The sequence below is a fragment of the Qipengyuania sp. NPDC077410 genome, assembly GCF_044543405.1.
Lineage (GTDB): Bacteria > Pseudomonadota > Alphaproteobacteria > Sphingomonadales > Sphingomonadaceae > Qipengyuania > Qipengyuania pacifica.
Window position 1 is genome coordinate 810,691 of the sequence record NZ_JBITWB010000001.1, and the last position, 24,131, is coordinate 834,821.

Below are 24,131 nucleotides of genomic sequence, written 5' to 3' on the forward strand. Positions count from 1 at the left end.
CGCAGGTGCTCCGCACATTGCCGCCCTTTATCTTGCCCTCGACCTTCCCCCTTCAGAAAGACAGCCCTGCTCCCTTCCGGCGCTGCGAAAGCCTGCGCCGAAACCCGCCAGAGCGCGCGAAAGCCGCTCACGGCGGAGGCCGCCCGGAAAGCGGGACGAACAGGCCGTTGGAGGGAGACGCGGCATCGGCCATGACAAGCCCGGCGCGGTCGTCGGCCGGCCCTTCCGGCGGCACCTGGGATACCGTGCGATCGGCGGATCGCGGCGCAGGCGAAACCGCGCCCGGCCGCACCGCGAACAGCGCAGCGCGGCGCCAAGCGAAGGGATCGGGCAGCGGCGCGGCGGCAAGCCGAGTGTCGTCCGAACCACCGGTGATCGACGCCAGCTTTGCGAGATAGGCGCGGGTCTCGACGGGCAGCGGACGACCGCGCGACAGATATTCGTCGTAGCGGCCCGGCCCCGCGTTATAGGCTGCCAGCATCGCCGTCGCGTTGCCGTAGCGGTCGTGCATCGCGCGCAGATAGGCCGCGCCCGCCATGATGTTGTCGCGCACGTCGTAGGGGTCAGCCCCAAGCCCATAGCGTGCGCGCAGGCTGGCCCATGTCGCGGGCATGATCTGCATCAGGCCCATCGCTCCGGCCGACGAAACGGCGCGGACATCGCCGTTGCTCTCGACGCGCATGACCGCCCATATCCAGCGTTCGGGGATTCCGAAGCGCCCGGCTGCGTCGGCGACATGGGCGGCATAGGGATGGCGCGCGGCCGCTCTCTCGGCGGGCGCGTCCTGCGCCCGCGCGGCGACGGGCGCAGCGCTCGGTGCGAGCAGCAGCAGGACCGCGAGCAAGGCGGCCGACACGCCCCGGCTCCGCCGCCAGCCTGCCAGCGTGCTCGCTCCGGTAAAGGGTGCGCGCGAAGCGCCGGCCGAGGGCCGCCCTTGACCTTCGCTGCGCGCGCCGGCCGGCCTGCGACCGAGCGGGACGGAGGGATGAGGCGGTCTTTCCGCGAACAGAGGGATGATCGGGGAAGGCACTGATCAGCTCCGATCGTCGCGGGGCCGGGGGCGTTTCCACGACAGCCTGAACGTCCGTCCATCATCATCGGCACGGAACAGCACCGGCCGGAACGCCGCCGGGAACAGCGGGCTGTCGATCTCCAACGCGATATAGTCGCCGGCACGTTCGCCGACCCGTTTCCACGCGCCGCCGACCTCGGGGCCATCCTCGTCGTCGAGGTGGACGCGGTAGTCGGGCGCATTTTCGGCGTCGCTCGGATCGAGCGCGACAAGCACGATCGCCTCGTTGATACCGAATAGTCGGACGCGGCCGGCATAGCCGTCGGCGGTGGATTCAAAGATATTGGTTTGCATGGCCGATCTCCTTGGCTTCGGGGGTGGAAGGCGATGGGGACGGCGCGCGCAGATAGAGCGGCGTCGCGCGTCCGATGACGGCGGAAGCCGGCAGCGGGCCGAAGTAGCGGCCGTCCAGACTGTCGGGATGGGCGGGATTGAGCAGCAGCAGCTCGCCCGATCGCAGCGTGCGGCACCCCTGCCAGACCGGAAGCGGACGGCCCTGGCCATCACGCGCGCGGGCGATGGCGACGCGCCGGCCATCGACGCTCACCGCATCGCCGATCCGGCATGTCCGCTGCCCGGCTTTAGCCGCGACATGCTTCAAGAGCGGCACACCCTCGGGCAGATAGCCGCGCGTCGAAAGCCAATGCGCCAGCCGTTCGGGCGGCGCGACGGCGACCAGCGCGCCGATGGCGGGATCGCGGTCGGGATGGATGCGGTAGAGGCCGATGGGCGCGCTGGCGCTGGCGTTCCAGATGGCGCGCGGGAGCGGATTGGCGACGGCGATAGCGACGAACGCCGCGGCGAAGGCGGATGCGGCGATGGCCGTCGCCATGACGTAGCGGCGGCGTGTCATCCCTCGATCTCCCGGCGCTTGAGCCAGGCGTGATGGCGCTCGATCGTGTAGAGGCGCGACGGCTGGCCGACGGCGATGCGGTTGTGGACGTGGCGCCAATGGTCGGCCGCCGCGTCGCAGGGATCGACGCCGGCCGCCTCCACCGCGTCGATCGCCGCGAGCACTTGTTGGACCTTGGGCCAGCCTTCGATCTTGAGCAGGATGTCCCCGCCCGGCCGCACGAACGGCAACGTCGTGTAGGCTTCGTTGGCCGCGACCGCGCGCACCACGTCGATGCGCGAGACGATCGTGCCGAAGTCGTTCGACGCCCAGCGGACGAAGGCGAAGACGGCGCCCGGTCGGAAGCCGACCACGCGGGTTCGGCGGGTCAGGATGCGGTCCTGGGCGACGCGGCCGAAGCGTATCCAGTGCTCCAGCTTCTTCTCGATCCAGGTCAGCTCGACATGGGTGAGGCCGTCGCGGGCGAGCGCGCTGAACGCGCCGCCGCCGCGCACGGCGGGGGGCTGATCGTCGATCATGGGAGGTCTCCGGGGATGAGGCTCGCGACGGGGGCGGTGCGAGGGCGGCGACCTGGCCGCTGCGCGAGCGTCGAGCCGGCGAGCAAGGCCGCGCTGTCCACAGCCGCGCGCGCCGTTAGCAAGAATCCGAAGGATTCTTTTCTATTAGCACCGTTAGAAGTGGTGCGATTCCGCGAGGATTTCTGCGGGTTTGCGAGGCCCGCGCGTTCTCGAAAGTCCGTGTCCGGCGTTCTTGATCGTCCGAATCCGGCTGTTCCCGATAGTCCGAACCTCATGGCCAGTTCTCCACAGGCTTGAGGCCGACGCGGCGCATGGCGGCGTCGAACGGATCGACGGGGACGGGAGCGAAGTTCAGCCGGTCGCGGCCGAGCGCATGTTCGAGCGTGAGGACGTAGCCGGGGAGCGGCTGGCGCGCGACGATGGCGCGCAGCTCGAACGCGAACCGGCGCAGCGGCGAGAGCACGCCGGATTTGAGGTAAAGGTGCGGAACGTCGAAGCTCCAGCCGCCGCTCTGCCGTCCGCCATGCTTGCGCACGATGCGGTAGAGCCAGCGTTCGAGGCCGCCCGTCAGGTCGAAATAGGCGCGGTCGATGGTCAGCACGAGCGCGCGGTCGAGCACGCCGGCATAGAACCAATCGGGCAGGATCAGCTCGATCCCGAGCGCACGGCCGTTGCCGTCCGCCAGCTCGCGCCATTCGTTGATCCACGAGAAACGATGGCGGCGGCGCTGGTGCTGCTGCCGGATCGAGGTGGCGACGGTGGTGGATTGCAGGCGGTCGAGCGCGGCCTTCAGCCGCTCGTAGCTCGCCTTGCCGGTGCCGCGCCGGGTGAACGCCAGTATCTCGTGCGGCGTCGTCACCATAAGGCGCGAGGTCGGCCGTCCGGCGTCGCGCGCCTCGATGAGCTGGCTCGCCGCCCATATCAGCACGTCGGCGTCCCAAATAGTCGCCATGCCATGCTCGGGCACGGCCTCGACCGAGATCCACGTCGCGCCCATGCGGAAGTCGATGGGCGCGGTGCGGCGGGATTTGGCGAGGCTGAAGAACGGCCAGGCCATCAAGTCCTGCGCGTCGCGGGCCGCAAGGTCGCCGGGGACCGAGCGGAACAGCTCAAGCTGCGTGCGCTCGGCGCTGGACCGGCCGGAGAGGGAGCGTGCAGTGGGCATCGGCGCTCAGCGGCGCACGCAATCGGTGGGGAGGCGCTTGGCGGGATAGACGACGCCGTTGCCCGGATCGGAGGTCGAGCGGCGGGTGCCGAGCGCGGCCCAGGAGTCGAGGTCGTCGATCGCATAGACGATCCGGCCGCCGAGCCTGCGGAACACCGGGCCGGTGCCGTAGCAGCGGTGCTTCTCCAGCGTGCGGGCCGAGAGACCGAGATGGATCGCCGCGTCGGGCGTCTTGAGATAGCGTGGCGTTGTGGCGGCGACAGGCTCGGCCATGATGATCCTCCTGATGATGGCCGGCCCCGAAAAAGGGGTCCGGCGGACAGGAGGTGATCCTGGCGAAATGACCCCGGCGCGGAGAAGGGACAGCGCCGAGGGGAGCGGCAATGTCCCCTGTCAGCCGCCGCGCAGCAGGCGGAGATAGCCGCCGTCCCGCAGCTCGACGGCTTCGGCCAGCCAGCGGCGGACGCGCTTGCGCTCCTTGCTTTCAACCCATTCGGCGGCGCTGTAGCGGCGGACCCTGCGATGGATCAGCGAGGCGGCCAGCTCGCGTTGAGTGGCGCCTGCCTGGTGGCCGTCGAGCACTTGCAGCAAGGTGACGAGGTGCAGGCGCCGGAAGGGCGGCGGGCGCCACGCTGGCGGGCCGGCCGCCATGCCGTTGAGGCGGCGGCACAGGCGCTCGACCGACGCGAGGCGTGCGAAGGGGTTAGGTCCGATCGGCAGCATCACGGCCATCGGTCCGTGACACGGACCGCACATGCAAAGATGCTCGTCGCCATCGGGATCGGCGAGGATGATATGAAGGAAGTCGCCCATCCTGATCCGCGCGCGAACGTCGCCGAGCGCTCGCATGTCGAGAGGTTGCGCGCCGATTCCGGCAAGCGCGGGCGCGAGGACGATGCTGGCCGGCGACAGGTCTGGGCGCGCGACCGCCAGCTTGCGGTCGAAGGCCGAGCCGGGGGCGGCGTGGTAGCTGATGCCCCAGCGCTGCACGAGGTTGGCGGTCGCATTGTCGGCGGAGATCGTGCCGCGTTTCACGCGGCCGAGCGCACGGCGGTAGTCGGAGCGATAGCGCACGTTGCGGCTGAGATAGCCGATGGCGATATCCGAATATTGCAGCGCGTCGTCCCCGGCCTCGTCCGGGGGCGCGCGCCAGTCCTTCTCAGGCGGCATCGAGACCCTCCCAAGCATGGCCCTCTGCGGAGCGCGTTGGAAGATTTTCTCAGTCGCGGGGGCATGGAGAAGCCCTGCCGAATGGGTGGGCGCATAGCCGATTCAAGTCAGCGATTTGGCCTGATTTCTGCGCTTTTGCGATGCTGACAGAATGGTCGTTATGAGCCAGATGGACGTAGATAATGGCGATATCCGGTCTCAGACATCCATCTCGCGCGCGCAAGATGGGAGTCGTAGACCAACTGGGCGCGTTCGGGTTCCCTCTCCGGGTCAATCCCGAAAATGATCCGCACGGCCTCGCGCCAATCGGCTTTTTCCGCTGCCGCGTCTAACAGTCGCCAGTAGGTGCGGTGATGGCGTTCGTCATACTCGGTGACGTGCGGCGCATCAGGCGCGCTGTCCTCGAAAGCAGTTATGGCCATTGCCTCGCTTCGCTTTCAGCAATTGCTCCCTGCGCCCGCAGATTGGCAGGCTATACACCATAATGGACCGAAGCAATTACACTGTCTTCGCTATGGCGGCACGATGCTGAGAGCATAGTAAAGCGAACATCGACGCCCATTACTTCCTCGATTTCTCTGCCGCGCCGCGCACCAGCATGACGCCTTCGCCGCGTTCCGAATCAAGGAAGACGATGCCTGCGTCCTCCAGCGCCTTGACCACCTGATGGCGGGTATCTTCGCGCACGGGCAGGTTATTCTCGGATTCGAGACGTTTGAGCGCAGTCAACGCAACAAGGGCCTCGTCGGCAAGCATCTCCTGGGTCCAATTGAGAAGCGCGCGAGCGGCCCGCACCTGGCGGGAAGTGATCATACGCGATCACGTTCACGAGGCCGGGCCTATGCGCCATGAAAACGACTATTATAGTCGCCTTGGTATAAGGGGAACCGACAAACGCGAGCCGAGCGCACGTCCGGCGAGCGCGCCTTTTCCAGCGGCCGCGCGGACCATCGGGCCGCGCGGCCGCTGCCGATACGGGCATCCGAGTCGGCGGCGTTATGCCGGCGACAGGAAGCGAAGCCGCAGGGCCGGACGGTCCAGCCCTGCGGCAATGGGCGTCAACCTGTCTTGAGGCGTTGCATCCCTTCGGCCAGCGTCCAGAGCGCGCGGTTGAGCGTCACATTCTGGTCGATGCCGTTGATCGGTCGCGAACGGCTGCGACGGATATGGCCTTCGGCATTGCGCTTGCTGCCATGCAGCCCGCCCCGAATGATGTTCTCCTGTATCACGTTGAAGGTGGTCCACAGGCTGCTGTCCCGATCCTCGTGACGGCGCGGCTCGATGATCTGCTCGGGGGTAAGCGGGCTTTCATCATCGCCATAGCGGGCGACAAGGCTGACCTCGCCAAGCAAGCGCTGCTCATCTTCGGAAAGCCGAACCTCCTTCATCGTCTCGCTGGCGTCGATCAGCCGGGGGAAGTCCTCCGCCACGGTGTAAACGCCTTCGATGATGTCGTGCTGGATATTGCCCTTATGCGGCACGCGGACTTCCTCGAACCGCTCGCCCGCGATCATGCTGTTGGTGCAGACAAACCGCAGCATCCCGGCGAACATCTGATAGGCGCTAGTCCCGTCATGGCTGTTGACGATGATGACCTCGGCGGCCTCGGGCTTGCCGATGCCTCCGTCCCGGCGCAGCCGCAGCATATGCTTGGCGTGGCCGTGGCGGCTGCCGTCACGCGGGACCGACTGGACGGCGAAGAACGGGAACCATCCCTCTCGGCGCAGCCCCTCCACGATGTCGATGGTCGGGACATAGACATAGCGCTCCGAACGGCTGTCGTGCGCCTCGTTGGCGAAGATGGATGGGACGTGGCGATAGAGCGCCTCGTTGTCGAGCGGCTCGCGCCCGCTGATCTGATGGGCGTTGCGGCCGAACCGGGTGGCGAGGTGGTGGATGCTCATGGTCTTTCCTTCCGTGGGCTTGGGTTTCCGCGCAGCGGAGCGCCGCGCTGAAACCCTGCCCGTCGGCGAGACCGGGGGTGCAACCGGAGTGGGCGGCTTCGCGGGGAACCGGCTGCACGGAACGCGAAGCGTGGAGGAAGCTGGGCGGAAGCCGCTCCGAAGGGCGCTGGGGGCAGAGCCCCAAGCAACCGCGCCGCCCCGGCGACGCATGACGGGCCTGCGGCTCGCGGCGTTCGGGGGCGCGAGCGCGCAACGTCGCGCCGAGGAATGAACGGCGGCAGCCGTCGACTGCGAGGTTCTCAGCGCCATCCGCCGGAAGCCGGCCGGGCTATACGATCACGCATGGCCCCCGGTCGCTTTTTCGGAGGCTGGAGAAGGTGCGCCCCGCCGTGTGGCGGGGCGCCGGTGGGATCAGTCGGACACCAGCTCGTAGTCGCCAGTGGTCTCGTTCTCGAACAGCCGGAGATAGACCGGCGTGCCGCCGGGAAGGGTCAGCTTGAACGAGACGTAATCGCGCTGCTCCTTGCTGGTCTTCTTCCAGGCGGCGCCGAACTCGATGCGCTCGTCGTCGGCCGCCACGATGCGGAAGTCGGGAGCCTTGTCATTGTCCTTGCCGTCGATCGGGCGAAGCTCGACCTGCTCGCGCGTGCCGAAGAAGCGGATTTCGCCGGTGTAGCCGCGATTGGTGGTGGTGAAGATGCCGCGGATCATATCGTCAGTCCTTTCTTGCCTCGGGACCACGCCATTGCGGCCTCGATGGCTGTCGACCGGACGGGGGACGACTGACCTGCACCCGAAGGGCGGAACGAAGTGGCTGGCGGTGGCGGACGGCTTTTTTGCTTCGCGATGCAAAGCCGGCAGGGCCGGCGGCGGAAAAAAGCCGTGCGACGCCGTTGCGGGGAGGCAGGCGGACCTCGGCCAGACAAGCCTTTTCAGAGGCCGTGTGGCGGCGTGCCGAGAGCAGATGCGGGGAAGACGACGTTGCGGCATCCCTGACGCCACCTCATGTCGCGCCAAGGCGAACCGATCACATCAGAGAAGCGTGCTTTGGAGAATGAGCAGGACGACGCAGTAATAAATGACGATCCCGGTGACATCGACCAGCGTGGCGACGAACGGCGCGGTCGCGCTCGCCGGATCGAAGCCCAAGCGCGTCTGGAGCATCCGATCAGCCACCGTCGGACTGGCCCATTCGGCCAGCGCTATTCGATGAAGGCGGCGAGGTTGCGCAGCGTCGATGCCATTCCGGCCTGGTGGTCGTCGGCGCTGATACCCGGCGGCACGTTCGCGCAGAGGATGGTGACGCGGGTGCCATCGGCAACGGGCGTCAGCGTCGTCGTCACCCGCATCGTTCCGGCGAAGGCAGGATCGTCGGAAGCGAACACCACATCTTCCACGATGCGCTCGTAGGGGAGCAGCTCGACGAACTGGCCGGCGAAGCGGTCCTCCCGTTCGGAGGACTTTCCGACCACGCCGGGCGCGGGATCGTCATAGATGAAGGCCATGCGATAGCCGCCGCCAGCGCGTGCGTCGAACGACTCGATGCGCGCGTGCATCCCCTTTGGCGGCCGCCAGGACGCCACCGATTCGGCGTCGGTCATGGCCCGGAAGATGTCGCGCGGCGGAGCCAGGATCGTGCGTGAGGCCGTGTCGATTCGCGCGCTGTCCGATGCTATCGCCATGCCGGATGATTAGCGGGAAGCGGGGCCAGCCGCCAACGCATCGCGAGCCGGGCCACGCCCGGCGAGCGCATTTTTCCTGAACGCCAGAGCGGCCGCGCCCGGACAAGAGCGCGGCCGCGAATTATCCGGCCTTCACGAAGGGAAAGGCCGGAACCGCTCGCGCGGTCCCGGCCCGTCACCTATTCGGCCGCAACCGCATAATGCGGCTGACCCTCGTCCTCCGGTTCCGGCGCGATGGCGTCCGCCTCGATCCCGGTCGGCTGCGCCACGGCGTCCGCGCCGTCCTGCGCTTCGGTGTCGGGGGCCTCCGCTTCGGACGGCTGCGCGTCCGCTGCGAAATCCTCCGCCTCCACCGCCTCGGGTTCACCCTCCGGCGCGCGCAACAGGACGGGAAGCCAGCCCGTCCCGGCGACAAGCTGCTCCGCCGCGTCGGCCATGTCCGCCTTCTTCATCGGCAGGATGCGCTCGGCTGCCTCGACCGAAACGGCCTCGCTGACGGCCTGCCCGATATGGGCCTTGGTGACGCGCCCGAAATAGCTGCGGGCGGTCGCGGTCCACGTCGCGGTCATGTCGAGGTCAACGGCCTTGGCCAGTCCGTCCGCCGCCTCGATGCGGGCGGTGGAACGCTCCCAAGGCACCTTCACCGCATTGACGGTGAGCGACACGCAATGCGCCAGAAGCTCGGTGCGGCTGTCGCCGTCCAGCGCCGCGAGAAACGGCCACAGGTCCGCCGTATCGTCGGGAAGCTGCGCGCCCCATTGATCGTGCCGCGCCGCGAGCGCTTCGCCCGCGCCGCTGTCCGCGATGCCCTCGGCATGGCTGGCGATGTCTTCGCTCTTGGCGGTGATGGCGAGGCAGGACTTGCCGAACCCATGATAGAACAGGTCCAGCACCAGCGCGTGGGTGAGGGCCACCATCGCCATGTCGGGCTGCGCGCCCAACGCGAGACGGAGGCCGAGCGTCCGGTGGGCCGTGAGGTCACGAACGAGGCTGTCCGAAATGGGCTTGCCCGCGTCGGCCTCGTCCACCTCTTCTTCCTCGTCGGCGTCCTCGTCGTCCTCCACGGCTTCGCCGTCCTCCGCGATGTCATCGCCCTCGTCCTCGGTGGCAACCTCGGGCTGCGGCTCGTCCTCGGCGCGGACATAGCCGCGCTCGATCTTCACCTCGCCATTGGAGCCGAGGGAGACGAACACGCCGCCACGCTCGATGATGGCGGGATCGTAGGCCGAGCGCTTGGCGCTGATCGCGTCGATCTCGTTGCTCAACGCCTGCGCCTTCACCGCCACGTCCTCGGGCATGTCCTCGTAGGAGTCATAGCCTTCGATCAGGGCGTCGTGTGCCGCCGCCGCCTCGGACAGCCGCGCCTCGTCCTCGTCGGACAGGCCAACAGGTTGCGGATAGTAGCGCCGCATCCCATGACCGTGCGGATAGTCGATACTCGCCTCGGCCCATTTCCAGCCCTCGGCCAATATCTCCCCGGCGATCTCGCGCAACCGCTCCACGGCAAGCGTGTCGAGCAAGCCCGCATCCTCGAAGAAACCGCCGTCATCCTCGGTGAACAGGTCGCGAATGACATTGCCCCCGGCCTCGGCGTAGGCATCGGCGCCGATGAACACGGCCCGCCGGTCGCTCGCGGGCACGTTGCTCGCGGTGAGGTCGCGCCGGATGATCCACGGCTCCTTGTTCCACGACAGGTTATCGAAAACCTGCTCCTGACGGGCATGGTCGTCGGTGATGACGAACGCCGCCAACTGGTCGAGCGTCAACCCGTCCTGCCGATAGACGTCCATCAGCTTCGGGCTGACCGCGCCGAGCCGCAGCCGCCGCTTGACGATCTCGGGCGACACGCCGAACCGCGCGCCGATTTCCTCCGCGCCCCATCCCTTGTCGCGGGAAAGCTCGTGGAAGCGCTCGAACTGATCGGCCGGATGAAGCTGCTCCCGATTGTAGTTCTCATCCAAGCTCACCTCGGCCGGATCGTTCTCGGTGTCGAGCCAGCAGCGGACAAGGTGGTTCTTCCTGATCTCCTTGCGCTTGGCGCGCAGCAGATAGGCGAGCCTGCGCCCTTCGCCAGCGGTGACGAGATAGCAGCCGGTCGGCTTGCCGTTCTTCACCTCCGGCTCGACGACGAGGTTCTGATAAAGCCCCTTGGCCGCGACGGACGCGGCGAGCGCTGCAATGAACTCGTCGGTATGCGGCACCTTGCGGACGTTCTTCGGGGACTTCTTGAGCTTGTTCAGGGGGACGAACACGGTCTGACCGTCTTGCGCGCTCTGCTCGGTCGCCACGGTTTCGATGGTATTGGTCATTTCCTTACTCCTTGGGCTTAGGTTTCCGCGCAGCGGAAGCGCCGCGCTGAAACCCTGCCCGTCGGCGAGACCGGGGGTGCAAACGGAGGGACGGCTTCGCGGGGAACCGGCTGCACGGAGCGAAGCGGAGGAAGCTGGGCGGAAGACGTTCCGAAGTGCGCCAGGGGCGGAGTCCCAAGCTCCGCGCCGCTCGCGGCGCCACAAACGACGCACCCTTGCGGCGGACGGCCGGCGCGGCGGCGTGCGCGCGGGCCTGGGGGCCAGCCGTCGCCGCGCCCTCCGGCCAGAGCAAGTGTGCAAACGCGGGCAGATAAAAACGCGCGACCCCTGCGCGGCTTCAGCCGCCAGTGTGCGCTCCCTAGATCCCCGCGTGCTATCTGGGGCGTTGCGGGGTGTCCCCGCTCGAAGGGGTCCGGCGAGACCTGTCAGGGACTCGACGGCAGGGGAAGGCTTTCCCCCTCAAACCGTTTGGGATGAAGACGGAAACAGCACGATCCGCACGCTGGAAGCGCGTTGCGAAGGCTTCAGGCTGTGGCTAGAAATAAAGTGCCCCGGCGGTATGCAAAGCAGGGACCACCGGGGGATACGGGCTCCATGTAGTCGATCCTGGCGGAAAAATCGAGGAGCACGCGGCCCGCGTCATGGGATTGCAGCCGATTGGCCGCGACGGACCCCGTCAAGCGACGCCATACCTATTCTTGCCGTTGCATCGGTGCTTCCGGGAGAAAGATTGCAGCGCTAGGCATATGTGATGAGCAGCGCCTACTTAAACGCGATTCTGGCTAGGGAGGCCGTTGATACCAGCGCGTTCTCACCTGTTCGGCAGGTCCAGACAATAATCGCGCCTGTGCTTCAGCAATGGGCAAACCGTTTCTTACTGTCGATTTCTCCGAGCGGCTCGTTTGCCAAAGGCACGGCCAACCGAAGCGGCACTGACATCGACCTTTTCATTTCGCTGCACGAAGACACGCCCGAGACTTTGAAGGATATTTACGGCTCGCTCTTCAACGCCATTGCAGGCGCCGGCTATGTGCCAAAGCGGCAGAATGCGTCGATCAACGCGACGATCGGCGGCTTCGATGTCGATCTCGTCCCCGGCAAGCGGCAGTCCGCCTGGACGACGGATCACAGCCTCTACCGGCGCACGGCCGATACCTGGACGAAGACAAATGTGACGACACATATCAACACCGTCGTCATGGCGGGCCATCAGCGCGAGTCGCGGCTCCTGAAACTGTGGCGCAACCAGAAGCGGCTCGAATTCCCATCTTTCTATCTTGAGCTGACCGTGATCGCAGCCTTGAGCGGGAGGACATCGCCTGACTTGGCGGAGAATGTCGTGACGGTGCTGGAGTATCTCAGGGACAAGTTCACTGCAGCACGGGTGATCGATCCCGCCAATGGAAACAATGTCATATCGGATGATCTCACCGGCACGGAGAAGCAAGCGGTGCGGCGGTTGGCGGAAGCTGCGCTGGGCGGCAATTGGAGCGGCTTCGTGCAATGACCGAATGGTCCCTCAAAACTTTGCTGCAAAGCCTGCACGACGAGATCGAAGCGAAGCTGGGCATCGCGCGCGGCAGCTTCGGTCACGGCGGAACGAAGGGTGACGCCAGCGAAGCTGTGTGGCTGGAGCTATTGCAGGGCTATTTGCCCGAACGGTATCGCGCTGCCGGCGCACATGTGGTCGACAGCAAGGGCGCCTTCAGCCACCAGATCGATATCGTCATCTTCGATCGCCAATATTCGCCCTTTATCTTCAATTTCAAAGATCAGTTCATCGTACCGGCAGAGAGCGTCTATGCTGTGTTCGAGACCAAGCAGGCGATCAATGCGCAGCATGTCGCCTATGCGGCGGACAAGGTGGCCAGCGTTCGCGCACTCCATCGGACGAGCCTGCCGATACCGCACGCGGGCGGCATCTACGATCCGCGACCATTGCCGGCCATTATCGGCGGACTGCTCACGTTCGAGAGCGAATGGAATCCACCGCTCGGCCAGCCGCTGACCGATGCGCTCGCAGCGCTCGATGGGCAGCACCGCCTCGATATCGGATGCGTCGCAGCGCACGGAGTGTTCGGCTGCGACACAGACGGTTGCTCGCAGGCGCAGGTCGGCGTGCGAGCGGCGACGCGGTTCCTGCTCGACCTCATCTCCCGCCTTCAGGCGAGCGCGACCGTCCCGATGATCGACGTGGGCGCTTATGCCGCTTGGCTCGACTGACCGCTAAGCCGCCGGGATCGGGACCGCGATCTGATTGGCGATGGCGGTATAGAGGTCGATGTCGGCCTCGGGCGCGCGGATCGACACACACAATGCGTAGCGGGCGGAACGATCCCAGCGCTGGAGCGAAGGCTTCTCCTTCCACCATCCGCTGACGGGGAAGACTCCGATCGCGTCGCGCTCGGCGAGGGCGGCCGCGCTGCCACGCCAAATGTCGCTATGGATCGAACCGCGGTCACGGATCGTACCCAGAACCCAGGAGTCACCGCCCGCGGCAGCGCCGACAGCGCCAGCCTCTTCGTCCTGAGCCGCCTTGTTGATCCGCTGCCGGAACGCTTCCAAGCCTTCGAGCGACCGCTTCACCGCAAAGCGGAGATTGTGCGAAGCGTAGCGGTGGCGCCGCGTCCAGCCCCGTTCACCGGGATTGGGCTCAACGAAATAGGACAGGGTGATCCGCAGCTCCACATCGAGATCGCCAAGCGCAGCCAGTTCGGCGCGCGGCCAGGGCAGTCGATGCAGATTCATATCGCGTGTTTTGATCGTCGAGCCGTCCTTGCGGAATGGCAACAGGGCGTCCTCGACCATCAAAGTCGCGTCGTTGGACGCGCTCATCAGCGCCCGGCCAAGGTCAGGCACGCCCCAGCCGTAGCGGCGTAGCATGGCCAGCTTCTGAGCTTGCGAGCCGGCCGCGTCGAAGCGCTGGCGCATCGCCGGCGTCCATTCGGCGGAATGGACAATGAGCGCGCGCACCGTTTCCGGCCAGAGTGTCGGACGGGCTGCGATAACGCCGGCGGCGAGGTTCGCGCCGAGCGCGGCAGCGCCGCTAGTGTCGCCGAACGCTTCGAACAGGCGCATGTTGGGACGATAGTGGGTCGTGAGGAGTTGGAGGTCGTCGATCGCCGAGGCCGGGTTGGCACCGTCATGCGCGAAGTTGCCGCCCTCGAACACGACATCCGGACGGATCGGCCATTGCCGATCCCAGATGGCCGACGTTCGGCTTGCCGGCGAGAGGTCGCCGGCCGGGGCGACGGGCGTCCATCCGTCATAGTCGGGATGGGTGATCGTGATCTTGTCGGTGCTGGCCCCGACGACGAGCGGATTCCAAGCCTGCGCCGGGCTTTCGACCTCTTCGAGGTCGTTGCGGTCAGGATAGTCGGCCGGATTGATGTCGCCGCGAAGATTGCCCGCCGCTAGGACCATCAGGCGTCGCCTGTCACCGCCGCCATAGCAGAGCTGATCCATTGACGAGGACCAGGAGGACGGCCGGCCCCGGCGCAAGCCGACGTCGCTGGTCACGGCCATGCAGAACACGCGCCGGCGACGGGGAGCATGGTCTTCGGCACGAGCGATACCGGTGGCCGTGATCGCTCCGTAAAGTCGCGGCTCGTTCTGCCCGGTTGGCGGCAGGATCTTCACCGTTTCGAGGCGATGACCAAGTGCGACCGGCTCGCCGTGGGAAAGCGCCGCTTCGAGATCGCCATAAAGCGCGACGCCAGCCATCGACGTGCCGTGACCATTCCAGAAGGCGCTGTCGCCGACGCCCCAGTCACCGTCGTAGCTATGCTGATCGGCAGGATCGAGGCCCGGCGCGAGCAGGGGGTGGGCCTGGGTCGCTCCGCTGTCCAGTATGCAGACTGCCGGTGCCAAGGGGGGCGGCGGTGCGATCCGATCAGCCAAGTCGTTCGCCCAAGCGGCCTGATCGACCGTGCGCATTTCGAGAAAGAGGGATGGAGTGTCCTTGGCGAGACGCAGTTCAGCCACGGCGTCGGAATTGCGTATCAGCCGATCCATCGTCGCTTCATCGGCGAGCGCCAACGCGACATCGCGCTCGGGAAAGCTGATGACGTGCTCCTTGATCGCGACATCGAGCTTGGCGGCGACAGACTGGAAGATCGCGAGACCGCCATCCCGAAGCCAGACTTCCCACCACACCTGACGGCCGTCGGCGGGAAAGTGCTGCGCTTCATCGGTAAATAGCGAGCGTGCGACCGCGACCCTGATGTCGTCGATCCGAGCGATCAGGGCCTCGTTCTTGGGCTTGCCGGTGCGCGTCTCCTCATCGCGATAGGCTTCGATCTTCTTGACGAAGAAATCGGCAGCAGCTTCCGGAACGAATACAGTGGCCGAGACCATCTCGTCGCCCTCCGCCGTAGGTCGAACCGCTACCAGCTCGATAGCCTTGGGCTTATTCTCCAAGGCTTCGACTGCGGCGCGCTCGGCTACGGGGATATCGAACTCCAGATAGAAGCCTGGCTTGCCCTCGGCGACGCCGTCTTCCCGCTCTGCGAGCCGTTGGCGGCCGGCGGCGAGCGCCGTTCCGATTGCCTGTTCCAACCGTGCAGCGTGCGCGGCACGCGCCCGCGCCGGAGGGAGGCCGCTGATGACCAGGCGGGGTGACGTGTACGCCTCGCTTTGGCCGCCGCCTTCGACGTGGAAATGGGGGCGGTCGCGGGGAGGTACAGCCATCGGGCCTCGTTGCTTAGAGGATGGCCGCGCGCCGCTCCGTCAGAGCGGTCAGCAGCGTCGCGGTCGTCACGCCATCGTGGCCATCCAGCACCGCGACTTTTGCCGCCTCGTCGGCAGCTCTGGCGACTTCGGCTTGGGAGAGATGGGCGGCGGATTCGAGAACAGGCGCCCATTCGATCGGCTTGAGATCGAAGGTCGCGAGCCGGGCTTCGAGGATGCCCTGCACAACCGAGGGATCAGGAAGATCGTAGCTGATGACATCGTCGAACCGTCGATAGAGCGCCTTGTCGAGCAATTCGGGGTGATTGGTCGCGGCAACGATGAGGCTCGGGCCATCGTCATTTTCGAGAAACTGGAGGAAGGAATTGAGCACCCGGCGAATTTCCCCAACGTCGTTCGGCCCGGCCCGTTGCGCGCCGATCGCGTCGAACTCGTCGAAGAAGTATACACCGCGCTGCATGGCAACGGCGTCGAAGACAAGCCGAAGCCGTGTGGCGGTCTCGCCCATGAGCTTGCCGATCAATCCATCGTAAAGAACCGTGAAAAGGGGCAGCTTCAACTCACCGGCCAAGGCGGCGGCGGTCATTGTCTTGCCTGCGCCAGGAGGGCCGACAAGCAAGAGCTTGCGGCGCGGGGCGAGCCCCCGCGCGCGGAGCCGCTCCTGCTGGCGCTGTTCCCGAAGGACGCGCGCAAGCCGCTCATCAAGTTCGGGCTTGAGCACCATGCTGGACAGCCGGACATCGGAATAGCGGGCTTCCAGAAGCCCTGCGAGTTCGCCCTTCGGCTGCGCCAACGGCACGGGGCCGGCTCCGCGCCGCGCCACCGTCGCGCTTTTGCCCTTGGCGGCATCGACCAACTCGCGCAGTTCCTGCGCGAGCTTCCCATGACCCTGCCTCGCCTCGTGCGCGGCTAGTTGCGTCGCCACGGAGAGGAAGCGGTCCTCATCCCCGTCTATATGGCTTTGCAGCAGTGCAACGATGTGGCGCGCGGTTGTCATAGGTCAGTTCAATGTTCCGGCCTCGGGTTGGAGAACTTTTCGGGAATCTAGCGTCGGTGATTCGCTGTGTAACGCGAATTCGTACAAGGGGTCGTTACTGCCCTCTCTGCCCTTCGCCAACACAGCATTTAGCCGGCGTCGATGGTCCGCTTGGCCGGCCGCAATCCGCGGGGTCTCGATTGCCGATGACCATGCGTTTCATCCAGCCCGGAATTAGGACGCCCCCATCGGATCATCACAGCCGCGAAAGGGCGTGGTGAGTTCGGTTCGACAAGTTTTCCGCGGAAATGCAGGGGCTTCGCGTCGCGCCGCCGCCAGCGTGGTGAGTTTTGGACTTCGAGAGGCGGCGCACCAAGGCTGCTGCGACAGTCTTAACTCACTGATTTCATTGGGAGTTTTGGCGCACCCAAGAGGATTCGAACCTCTGGCCTTCGCCTTCGGAGGGCGACGCTCTATCCAGCTGAGCTATGGGTGCGTATGGCTTGGAGCCGTAAGATTTGCGCCGGGGTAGGTCAATCCGCGATCGAATCCGACAGTCCGAGCGCGGTGAGAATTTGGTGAGTTTTTTCGTCCGTCCTTTCTTCCGTCTTCCTAAACCCTCGTAAATACTGTATAAAATCGCTGCTCTCGCGTTGGACGCGAGCCTTCGGAGGGCGACACTCTATCCAGCTGAGCTACGGGTGCATTGTGCTTACGCGATGCTTACGCGGAAAGAATTGCAATGTGAACCCCATCCGTTGATCTGCTGTAAGTTATTGAATAATAACATATTCCTTTCAAAAGACGCCATACTTTAAGCCTTGACCTCTGCCTTCGGAGGGCAGCGCTCTATCCAGCTGAGCTACGGGTGCTTGTTCACCTTATGGCGAGCGGGGCGCTTAGCAAAGCGCGGGGCGGCTCGCCAGTCTTAAAAAGACAGGTGGATTCGCAGCGGCGTCGTTAGCGATTTGGCAAGACGGGGTTTGTACTCTTCAAAGCCATGAACGCATTGTCCCACGAATTCGACCTGGCACATGCCATGATGCTCCCTCCGGCGAGTTGCGGCCCGCATGAACTGCCGGAACTGGGCAGGCTTGGTGAGCAGTGGGAAGCGGTGCACGAGGCCGCCGCGGCAGTGGCCAATCTGGCTCAGCTAGGTCGCGAAGCCGAATCAGAGCATGTCGCCAAGCTGCCGCTTCGCGCTGCCGAACTGAGCGGCTGGCGCTTCGAGACGATTGCCCGCGGTATCGATGATCTTGCAGCGATCATGCAGCCAGGGCTGCGTGCCTTGCTGTCATTAACCGCGCGTGGCCAGGACACGACCGCAGCGGCGCTCACGCTGTGGCGCGAATTTCATGCTTCGCGTTCAGCGATCGTCGATCTGGCCTACGATCGCTGATTTTCAAAAATTGACGCTTACAACAACCGCGTCGGAATAGGTTCCGGACGCTACGCGTTCCACATTCGCGAATGTTGCGCCATACGCGGTTAGCGTGGCTTTGCCATTCGCGTCTGCCGCCCCCGCAACTGTATCGACGCCGGAGGCGTTGCCCCACCTTACATTGCGTGCTGCATCGGAATAGATTTCGTAAGCGAGCGTCTGCCCGCTCGCTGAATCCAACATGCGCCGCGCGCCGTTTTGCCCCGTATCCAAGGCTATTTCGAATGCGGTTGGTCCCGAACACGACAGGTCGATTGATGCTTGCCCATGTGCCCTTGCGCCAGCGGTGGTATCGAGAACGAAGTCCAATGGATCGGCGCTCGCGCTGCAGCTTTCCTCTACCACCGCGCTGACGTGCAACACGGCTTCGGTTTGGCGCGCCTCGGCTGGAGTGCAAAGCGTGATCGCCGTGATGGCGGTAGAAAAGGCGAAAATCGGCTTCATCTCATTCCAGTTGTGCCCAAACGTGCTTTGGTCATCCATTGGTTAGAACGCTGCCGGTCTGTTTAACAGCTTGTTTACCACGTTGGGCTGCTGGCTGTGCGAAAAGCGGCCAGATATTTGCGCAACAATTCGATCTTGCGCGCGTTCGCGATCTGTTCCAATCACGGCGCATGATGGACTCGATAATGGAAGCGCAAAAGGCGGGAGTGGTCGCAAGGGGCATTGCGCGGCTCTTTGCGCGTAATGACATCTGGTGCCTGTCGGAAATGCCGCTCAGAAATGGGCGGAGAGCGGATCTGATGGGCGTGGATTCCAAGGGCCGCGTCATAATCGTCGAGATCAAGGTCCAGCGCGCAGATCTGCTGGGCGACGGGAAATGGCCCGATTATCTCGATTTCTGCGATCGCTTCTATTGGGGGGTACCGCCGGGCTTGGATCGCAGTCCTCTGGAGGGCGAAGGCTACCGTCCGGATTGCTGCGGGATCATCGTGGCAGACGGTTACGATGGCGAAATCCTGCGGCCTGCTCCGCTACACCCGCTTGCTGCGGCGCGCCGAAAGGTCGAGGTCGAACGGCTTGCCCGTGCCGCGCTGCGCCGCGCGACCGTTGCACTCGACCCACAATGTGCACCCTGGGGCACCCCGGAATAGCTTTTCGTTGTTTCCGGAAGGTGCATTGCCGCCTACCATCAAGGTAAGATGCTCGGCGCCATAATCCTTTCGGTACTCGCGATGACCGCTATCGTTGCCGTCCGCTACTTCGCCGCGAGCGGATTATTCGCTTTTGTAACCAACCGCGTCCGGCCCGGCTATCACGCCAAATTGGGGACGCAGATTCGCAAGGAGATCGGCTGGTCGCTCGCCTCCGCCGCGATCTACGGGATACCGGCAGGTGTGGTTGCCTGGGGCTGGCAGGCGCTCGGATGGACGCGGATCTATACAGACTGGGGCGCTTACCCGCTGTGGTATTTGCCCGCCGCACCGATGCTGTACCTACTGGCTCATGACAGCTGGTTTTACTGGACCCATCGCCTGATGCATCGGCCAGTGTGGTTTCGCACCATGCACGCCGTACACCATGCCAGCCGCCCGCCTACGGCCTGGGCAGCGATGAGCTTCCATCCGTGGGAAGCGCTGACCGGCGCGGTGGTGATCCCGGCGCTTGTCTTCCTGATCCCCATCCACGTGGCCATGCTTGGCGTGGTTTTGCTCGTGATGACGGTAATGGGCGTCACCAATCACATGGGATGGGAGATGTTCCCGAAGTGGCTGGTTCATTCCAGGTTGGGAGGCTGGTTGATAACGGCGAGCCACCATCAGCGTCATCACGAAGAGTACAAATGCAATTACGGCCTCTATTTTCGCATCTGGGATCGGCTTTGCGGCACGGATCGCGGGCTAAGTCCGAACGCGTGAATCCTGTCCCTGCGTTGATTTCACTGGTCTTCGCACCGTTGCTCATCGCTTCAACCGCGCCAGCGCAGGAAGGGGCCACCGTGACGGTCATGGTTACCGATCTGCGCAATTCCAAAGGTGTCGTCCGTGCCTGCATGACCGCGGATGAAACGACGTTTCCGCGCTGCCGGGGCGTGCCGGGCGCATATGGTGCGATGGCGCAAGCAAGAGAGGGCAGCGTCACCTTCACGTTCTCCGGCGTGAAACCAGGGCAGTATGCCATAGCCCTGCTCCATGACGAAAATTCGAACGGCAAGGCCGATCGCGCCCTGGGGATGATGCCGAAGGAAGGCTTCGGCTTTTCGCGCGATGCCAAGGTCCGGATGGGTCCGCCGCGCTTTTCCGATGCCGCAATCGATATCGGTGCGCAGGACCGAAAGCTGTCCATCCGGATGCGCTACATGCTCTGACGCCGCTTTTGGCGCAGCCTCATGGTTAATTTCTTTAACCCGATCTTTACCGCACACGCTTCATACCGCCTTCGATTGGGCAGAACTCTTCGGGGGCTAATGCAGTGATGGACAGGCTGGGCGGCTTTTTCGGCTTCCGTGATCGAGAGGAGGACTTCGACGACGACTACGTCGAGGAGGACGACACCGATCTCGATCCGCCGCCATCGCCGGTCGGCCAGGACGAACGCCGCATGCAGGTTCGCGCCTATAATCACTGGGCGACGCTTCTCGGCGATCTCAACTTCCCACACATTTCCGACCTCGAACCTGACACGCTGGACGACTTCGGACCCTATTCGGTTCTGCTCGACCTGTCGGACGATATCGACGATCCGAAGGTTGCGTTCGTCGGCTCCGAACTGACGGTCGAGTCCGGTCAGGACAGCACGCTTTCCCGTCTGTCTGCCGTGCCCAGTCGATCGGTGCTGAGCCGCATTACCGATCATTACATGCAGATCATCGCCAATCAGGCACCGATCGGATTCGAAGCGGAATTCTCCAACGAACGGGGCGCGAACGTCCTCTATCGCGGTATTTTGCTCCCCTATTCGAGCGATAACGAGACGATCGATTTCATCTATGGCGTGATTAACTGGAAGGAAATGGCCGACCAGCAGACCGCCGACGAGCTGCTTCTGGCGATAGACCAGGCTCTCGGCCCGGTAGATGATGGCGAAAGCGATCTTGATACCATGGTCGAGACGGCCGAAATGCTCACGGCGGGCATGGACGCGGAACACTCCGACAGCATACTTGAACTCGGACACGACACCATGACCGACAGCCCTGCGCACAATGCCTTGCCACAACCTTCTTTCGGGGCGGCAGATGATGATGAAGACCGGTTCGCAGAACCGAGCGTCGCTGATCAGCCCGCAACGCGTGTCGACGCATTGGGCAACCCGATCGGCAACTACGTTCCGGACGACATGGGCGAGCCGGAATACGAAGACGAATTCGATCATTCTATCAAGACTGCCGCTGATTATGGCTTGCCGGACTGGGACGACGAGGAAGAGGGCGACGAGGACGTTGACGCCGTGGTCGATCCGCTGGCCGACGATGAGACGTCGAGCAGTCTGATCTCGTTGGTCAGCCGCGGCGGCCGGACAAAGAAGAGCGTCGACCTTTCACATCAGGAACCCGCGCCGGCCATACCGCAGGCTTATGAAGGTGAAGGCTTCGCCCCTCCGCCACGCATTCCCGAGCCCTACAAGGCACCTGCCGAAGAACTGCAACTCACCGATGTTCCACCAGAGGACGTCGAAGAAGTGGCGGCTGCGCCAGAGGCCATCTCGGAGGACGCTGCGCCTGAGGGCCTCTACGATTGTCTCGCTGCGGCGCGCGAAATGGCACGGGCTGCGCAGAACACCGAGGATCGCAGCCGCAAGACACTTTATTCGGCGGTCGCACGGGCTTACGACTTCAGCCTTGAAGCGCAGAGCGCTCCCGGAGATTTCAACGAACTGCTTATCGACAACGGCCTGACCGTCCAGGATCGCGCGCCGATGACGCCGATCGTCAAGCTGGTTTTCGGTGCCGATTACGACAAGACCCGCCTGACCGAGTACGCCGCCGTGCTGATGCATGCCCACCGTATCGGCGTGGAACGCGGCAAGCTCGCAATGTTCCTGCGCGAAGCGGAGGGCGGCCTCAAAGGGATCGTCAATGCCGAACGCGATGCGCGTAAGGAAGAGCAGGGCAAAGTGGTCGCGGACAAGAAAACCGTTCGCCCTGCCCTTGCGAAGAAGCTTCGCGCCCTGGAACCGCTTTCCCTCGCCGATCTAGACGAGGACGGCGCGGAATTCGCATTGGTCATGATCCGGCGCACCGCTGCCGGTACGTTGGAAATCGTCGGCGAAATACCTGACGACGTGCCGCTGGTGGAACGCGCCGCGCGCAAGCTGCTCGCCTAGGACAACGCTGCTACAATTCGCTTGTCGCCCCCGCGCTCGATTGGCTAGCGCGGGGGCGATGCCGTTTTTCCCCACTGCACCCGTCCGCATTCAGCCCTATTTCGGCTATAGAAACCGTGAACGGCTGCGCATTTCGGCCAGGGCCTTGCGTTCGCGCGTCGGCAAGTTCGAGCAGCGCAGCAAGTGGCGTGCAGCGAAAACCATGCTGAGCCAGTTCGTCAGCCATGAAGTCCCCGATCTACCTGTCGAACTGGAAATCGCCCTTCCCGGCGGAAAGGCCCAACGCCATCTGGGGCGAACGGACAGCGAAGGCTTCGTCAATTTCGATATCCCGCTCGAAACCTGCTGGGATTACGGTACGCACCCTGTGTGGGAAACGGTCGTTTTTCACTGGCGAGCGGGCGAGGAAGAGCAATGCGTCGATGCGCATGTGCTTGCGCCAGGGGCCGATACCGGTCTGGCAGTTATTTCGGACATAGACGACACGATCGTCGAAACCGGCATCACCGGCGATTTTCGCGCGGTATTGCGCAACTGGCGCAGGATCCTGATCCAAATGCCGGAAGAACGCATCCTCGTTCCCGGCGCCGACGTATTCTACAACGCGCTGGGCGGTGGAGAAGCGCTTACCAGCGGAGAAGGTCATGCCGGCGAGACGCAGCCTGCGACTCATCGGCCGTTCTTCTATGTTTCCTCGAGCCCGTGGAACCTGTTCAGCTATCTGGTGACCTATATTCGGGGCCGGGGCCTGCCATTGGGCCCTATTGCACTGCGCGACTGGGGCCTCAACCGTGCTACCTTCGGATCTGCCAGCCACGGTGCACACAAGCGCGCCGCCATCGAAGCCATTATTAAAACCTATCCCGAGATAAAATTCGCGTTGATCGGGGATGACAGCCAGGGCGATCTGACCGCATTTGCCCAGATTGCGGTCGACCATCCCGGGCGGGTTCGCGCAATCTTCATCCGAAAGGTTGGCGATGCGATGAGCTCGGAGGAACTGACGGCTACGGCAAATCTCGATGCGGCCCGGATACCGTTATGGCTGGGCGATGGCTATGATACTGGTCACGAATTCCTCGCCTCCATCGGCCTCCTTGGCGACGGAGAGGCAAAGGCGATCGTCGACACGGTAGAAGCAACGAAAAAGCGGAAGGCATGAAGCGCGCGATGAAGATCGGTCTCGGCATCGTTCTGTTCCTGTTGCTGGCCGGCGGCCTGCTGTTGTTGGCCATACGCACGAACGGTCCCGCAGTGTTGAATGGCATCGACGGGCTTACAGGTGGCGGCCGGGGCGTCACGCTTGTTTCGAACACCCAATATGGCCCGCACCGAGACCAGAAGTTGCGAATTTACGCTCCTGCGAAATCCGATCGTGACCAACCCTTACCGATCATCATTTTTGTTCATGGTGGCAGCTGGAGCTGGGGCGATCCGGATGATTACACATTCATCGCGCGCGCTCTGGCTCCGGAAGGCTTCGTTGTTGCGCTGGCCGGTTACCGGTTGGGCAAGGACGGACGCTATCCCGCCATGCTGGAAGATACCGTAACCGCCATTGGCCAAACGGTTCGGATCGCGCCGCAATTCGGCGGTGATCCGGGCCGCGTGATCCTGGCCGGACATTCGGCAGGCGCGTACAATGTGGTTCAGGCGGCTTTGGAGGAAAAGTGGCTCTCCCGCATCGGAGTGATGCCGCGCGGCGTGGTCGGCCTGGCCGGGCCCTATGATTTTTACCCATTCGACAAGGATTCGAGTCAGGACGCATTTGGTTCGGTAGGCGCCGGACCCGAGAGCCAGCCGGTCAATCACGCGCGCGCCGACGCGCCGCCTATGCTGCTTATACATGGAGAGCGCGACACGCTGGTAAAACCGCGCAATACCCGCGCTCTGGCAAAAGCCCTGAGAGATGTGGGAGCGCCTGTGGAAACTCGGTTTTACGACAGCTTCGACCACAATGCCCCGCTCATTTCCCTCGCCGGTCCGTGGCGCAATTCGCGCGATGTGGATGATGCCGTGGTCGAATTCGCCCGCCGGGTAAGCAAGGTTTCAGTTCCGGTTCAGGCCGAAAGCCCTTAGGCTCGCC

At 64.3% G+C, this 24,131-nt stretch carries 26 protein-coding genes and 2 tRNA genes; 9 read left to right on the forward strand and 19 right to left on the reverse strand.

All coding sequences use genetic code 11. The features are described from left to right. Positions 1–127 precede the first annotated feature (127 nt). The 14 genes from ACIGGE_RS03890 to ACIGGE_RS03955 form a co-directional block, all read right to left on the reverse strand. The gene (locus ACIGGE_RS03890; RefSeq protein ID WP_026109513.1) at positions 128–1,030 is read right to left on the reverse strand and encodes a lytic transglycosylase domain-containing protein; all 903 of its coding nucleotides are present in this window, start codon (positions 1,028–1,030) and stop codon (positions 128–130) included. A 3-nt stretch (positions 1,031–1,033) separates the two neighbouring features. Then, complete coding sequence (locus ACIGGE_RS03895; protein ID WP_017502711.1) at positions 1,034–1,366, reverse strand: DUF736 domain-containing protein; 333 nt, start codon at positions 1,364–1,366, stop codon at positions 1,034–1,036. Then, entirely contained in the window at positions 1,347–1,925 is a 579-nt protein-coding gene (locus ACIGGE_RS03900) for a S26 family signal peptidase (RefSeq protein WP_017502712.1), read from the reverse strand. The genes ACIGGE_RS03895 and ACIGGE_RS03900 overlap by 20 nt, the downstream gene beginning before the upstream one ends. Continuing rightward, positions 1,922–2,443, reverse strand: coding sequence for a DUF2840 domain-containing protein (locus ACIGGE_RS03905; protein ID WP_017502713.1), 522 nt, complete (start codon positions 2,441–2,443; stop codon positions 1,922–1,924). Before ACIGGE_RS03905 ends, ACIGGE_RS03900 begins: the two co-directional genes overlap by 4 nt. Before the next feature lie 271 nt (positions 2,444–2,714). Continuing rightward, a complete protein-coding gene (locus ACIGGE_RS03910; protein ID WP_017502714.1) occupies positions 2,715–3,608 on the reverse strand; it encodes a replication initiator protein A in 894 nt (297 codons plus the stop codon). Positions 3,609–3,614: 6 nt separating this feature from the next. Beyond that, positions 3,615–3,881, reverse strand: coding sequence for an AlpA family transcriptional regulator (locus ACIGGE_RS03915; protein WP_017502715.1), 267 nt, complete (start codon positions 3,879–3,881; stop codon positions 3,615–3,617). A 120-nt stretch (positions 3,882–4,001) separates the two neighbouring features. Beyond that, the gene (locus tag ACIGGE_RS03920) at positions 4,002–4,778 is read right to left on the reverse strand and encodes a DUF2285 domain-containing protein (RefSeq protein WP_017502716.1); all 777 of its coding nucleotides are present in this window, start codon (positions 4,776–4,778) and stop codon (positions 4,002–4,004) included. Between the two features lie 158 nt (positions 4,779–4,936). Continuing rightward, entirely contained in the window at positions 4,937–5,200 is a 264-nt protein-coding gene (locus ACIGGE_RS03925; RefSeq protein ID WP_017502717.1) for a hypothetical protein, read from the reverse strand. A gap of 139 nt (positions 5,201–5,339) precedes the next feature. Beyond that, positions 5,340–5,591, reverse strand: a complete 252-nt coding sequence (locus ACIGGE_RS03930) for a hypothetical protein (protein ID WP_017502718.1) — start codon at positions 5,589–5,591, stop codon at positions 5,340–5,342. A gap of 245 nt (positions 5,592–5,836) precedes the next feature. Then, complete coding sequence (locus ACIGGE_RS03935; RefSeq protein WP_017502719.1) at positions 5,837–6,682, reverse strand: DUF932 domain-containing protein; 846 nt, start codon at positions 6,680–6,682, stop codon at positions 5,837–5,839. A gap of 411 nt (positions 6,683–7,093) precedes the next feature. Continuing rightward, positions 7,094–7,393, reverse strand: coding sequence for a DUF736 domain-containing protein (locus ACIGGE_RS03940; protein ID WP_017502721.1), 300 nt, complete (start codon positions 7,391–7,393; stop codon positions 7,094–7,096). A gap of 321 nt (positions 7,394–7,714) precedes the next feature. Further along, positions 7,715–7,846 (reverse strand): magnesium transporter, encoded by a 132-nt coding sequence (locus ACIGGE_RS03945; protein ID WP_017502722.1) that lies wholly within the window; start codon positions 7,844–7,846, stop codon positions 7,715–7,717. Between the two features lie 38 nt (positions 7,847–7,884). Next, positions 7,885–8,364 carry an SRPBCC family protein gene (locus tag ACIGGE_RS03950; RefSeq protein WP_017502723.1) on the reverse strand — a complete coding sequence of 160 codons (480 nt, stop codon included), beginning with the start codon at positions 8,362–8,364 and terminating at the stop codon, positions 7,885–7,887. A gap of 179 nt (positions 8,365–8,543) precedes the next feature. Further along, on the reverse strand, positions 8,544–10,673 hold the full coding sequence (locus ACIGGE_RS03955) for a ParB/RepB/Spo0J family partition protein (RefSeq protein WP_043090875.1): 2,130 nt from the start codon (positions 10,671–10,673) through the stop codon (positions 8,544–8,546). Positions 10,674–11,424: 751 nt separating this feature from the next. Here ACIGGE_RS03955 and ACIGGE_RS03960 point away from each other — a divergent pair. Then, positions 11,425–12,180 (forward strand): nucleotidyltransferase domain-containing protein, encoded by a 756-nt coding sequence (locus tag ACIGGE_RS03960; RefSeq protein WP_026109030.1) that lies wholly within the window; start codon positions 11,425–11,427, stop codon positions 12,178–12,180. Continuing rightward, complete coding sequence (locus ACIGGE_RS03965) at positions 12,177–12,896, forward strand: DUF6602 domain-containing protein (RefSeq protein ID WP_017500488.1); 720 nt, start codon at positions 12,177–12,179, stop codon at positions 12,894–12,896. Before ACIGGE_RS03960 ends, ACIGGE_RS03965 begins: the two co-directional genes overlap by 4 nt. Before the next feature lie 3 nt (positions 12,897–12,899). Here ACIGGE_RS03965 and ACIGGE_RS03970 read toward each other — a convergent pair whose 3' ends face one another. The 4 genes from ACIGGE_RS03970 to ACIGGE_RS03985 all read right to left on the reverse strand — a co-directional run bounded on the left by ACIGGE_RS03970 (position 12,900) and on the right by ACIGGE_RS03985 (position 17,205). Then, entirely contained in the window at positions 12,900–15,362 is a 2,463-nt protein-coding gene (locus tag ACIGGE_RS03970) for a S8 family peptidase (RefSeq protein WP_026109029.1), read from the reverse strand. 13 nt (positions 15,363–15,375) lie between these two features. Beyond that, the gene (locus ACIGGE_RS03975; RefSeq protein WP_017500486.1) at positions 15,376–16,359 is read right to left on the reverse strand and encodes an AAA family ATPase; all 984 of its coding nucleotides are present in this window, start codon (positions 16,357–16,359) and stop codon (positions 15,376–15,378) included. Between the two features lie 398 nt (positions 16,360–16,757). After that, a tRNA-Arg gene (locus tag ACIGGE_RS03980) sits at positions 16,758–16,834 on the reverse strand. Positions 16,835–17,061: 227 nt separating this feature from the next. Continuing rightward, positions 17,062–17,205 (reverse strand) — tRNA-Arg (locus ACIGGE_RS03985). Positions 17,206–17,338: 133 nt separating this feature from the next. Here ACIGGE_RS03985 and ACIGGE_RS03990 point away from each other — a divergent pair. Continuing rightward, positions 17,339–17,737, forward strand: coding sequence for a hypothetical protein (locus ACIGGE_RS03990; protein ID WP_397489502.1), 399 nt, complete (start codon positions 17,339–17,341; stop codon positions 17,735–17,737). A 3-nt stretch (positions 17,738–17,740) separates the two neighbouring features. Here ACIGGE_RS03990 and ACIGGE_RS03995 read toward each other — a convergent pair whose 3' ends face one another. Beyond that, positions 17,741–18,223 (reverse strand): spore coat U domain-containing protein, encoded by a 483-nt coding sequence (locus tag ACIGGE_RS03995; RefSeq protein WP_397489503.1) that lies wholly within the window; start codon positions 18,221–18,223, stop codon positions 17,741–17,743. Between the two features lie 185 nt (positions 18,224–18,408). On the opposite strand from ACIGGE_RS03995, the gene ACIGGE_RS04000 reads away from it, so the two are divergent. The 6 genes from ACIGGE_RS04000 to ACIGGE_RS04025 all read left to right on the forward strand — a co-directional run bounded on the left by ACIGGE_RS04000 (position 18,409) and on the right by ACIGGE_RS04025 (position 24,124). Continuing rightward, positions 18,409–18,873: an MmcB family DNA repair protein gene (locus tag ACIGGE_RS04000; RefSeq protein WP_234003291.1), complete on the forward strand. Its 465-nt coding sequence runs from the start codon at positions 18,409–18,411 to the stop codon at positions 18,871–18,873. 48 nt (positions 18,874–18,921) lie between these two features. Further along, positions 18,922–19,638, forward strand: coding sequence for a sterol desaturase family protein (locus tag ACIGGE_RS04005; RefSeq protein WP_397489504.1), 717 nt, complete (start codon positions 18,922–18,924; stop codon positions 19,636–19,638). Beyond that, complete coding sequence (locus ACIGGE_RS04010; protein ID WP_397489505.1) at positions 19,635–20,087, forward strand: DUF2141 domain-containing protein; 453 nt, start codon at positions 19,635–19,637, stop codon at positions 20,085–20,087. The genes ACIGGE_RS04005 and ACIGGE_RS04010 overlap by 4 nt, the downstream gene beginning before the upstream one ends. Before the next feature lie 107 nt (positions 20,088–20,194). After that, a complete protein-coding gene (locus ACIGGE_RS04015; RefSeq protein ID WP_397489925.1) occupies positions 20,195–22,045 on the forward strand; it encodes a hypothetical protein in 1,851 nt (616 codons plus the stop codon). 58 nt (positions 22,046–22,103) lie between these two features. Further along, positions 22,104–23,207 carry an App1 family protein gene (locus ACIGGE_RS04020; RefSeq protein WP_397489506.1) on the forward strand — a complete coding sequence of 368 codons (1,104 nt, stop codon included), beginning with the start codon at positions 22,104–22,106 and terminating at the stop codon, positions 23,205–23,207. Further along, entirely contained in the window at positions 23,204–24,124 is a 921-nt protein-coding gene (locus ACIGGE_RS04025) for an alpha/beta hydrolase (protein ID WP_397489507.1), read from the forward strand. The genes ACIGGE_RS04020 and ACIGGE_RS04025 overlap by 4 nt, the downstream gene beginning before the upstream one ends. Positions 24,125–24,131 lie beyond the last annotated feature (7 nt).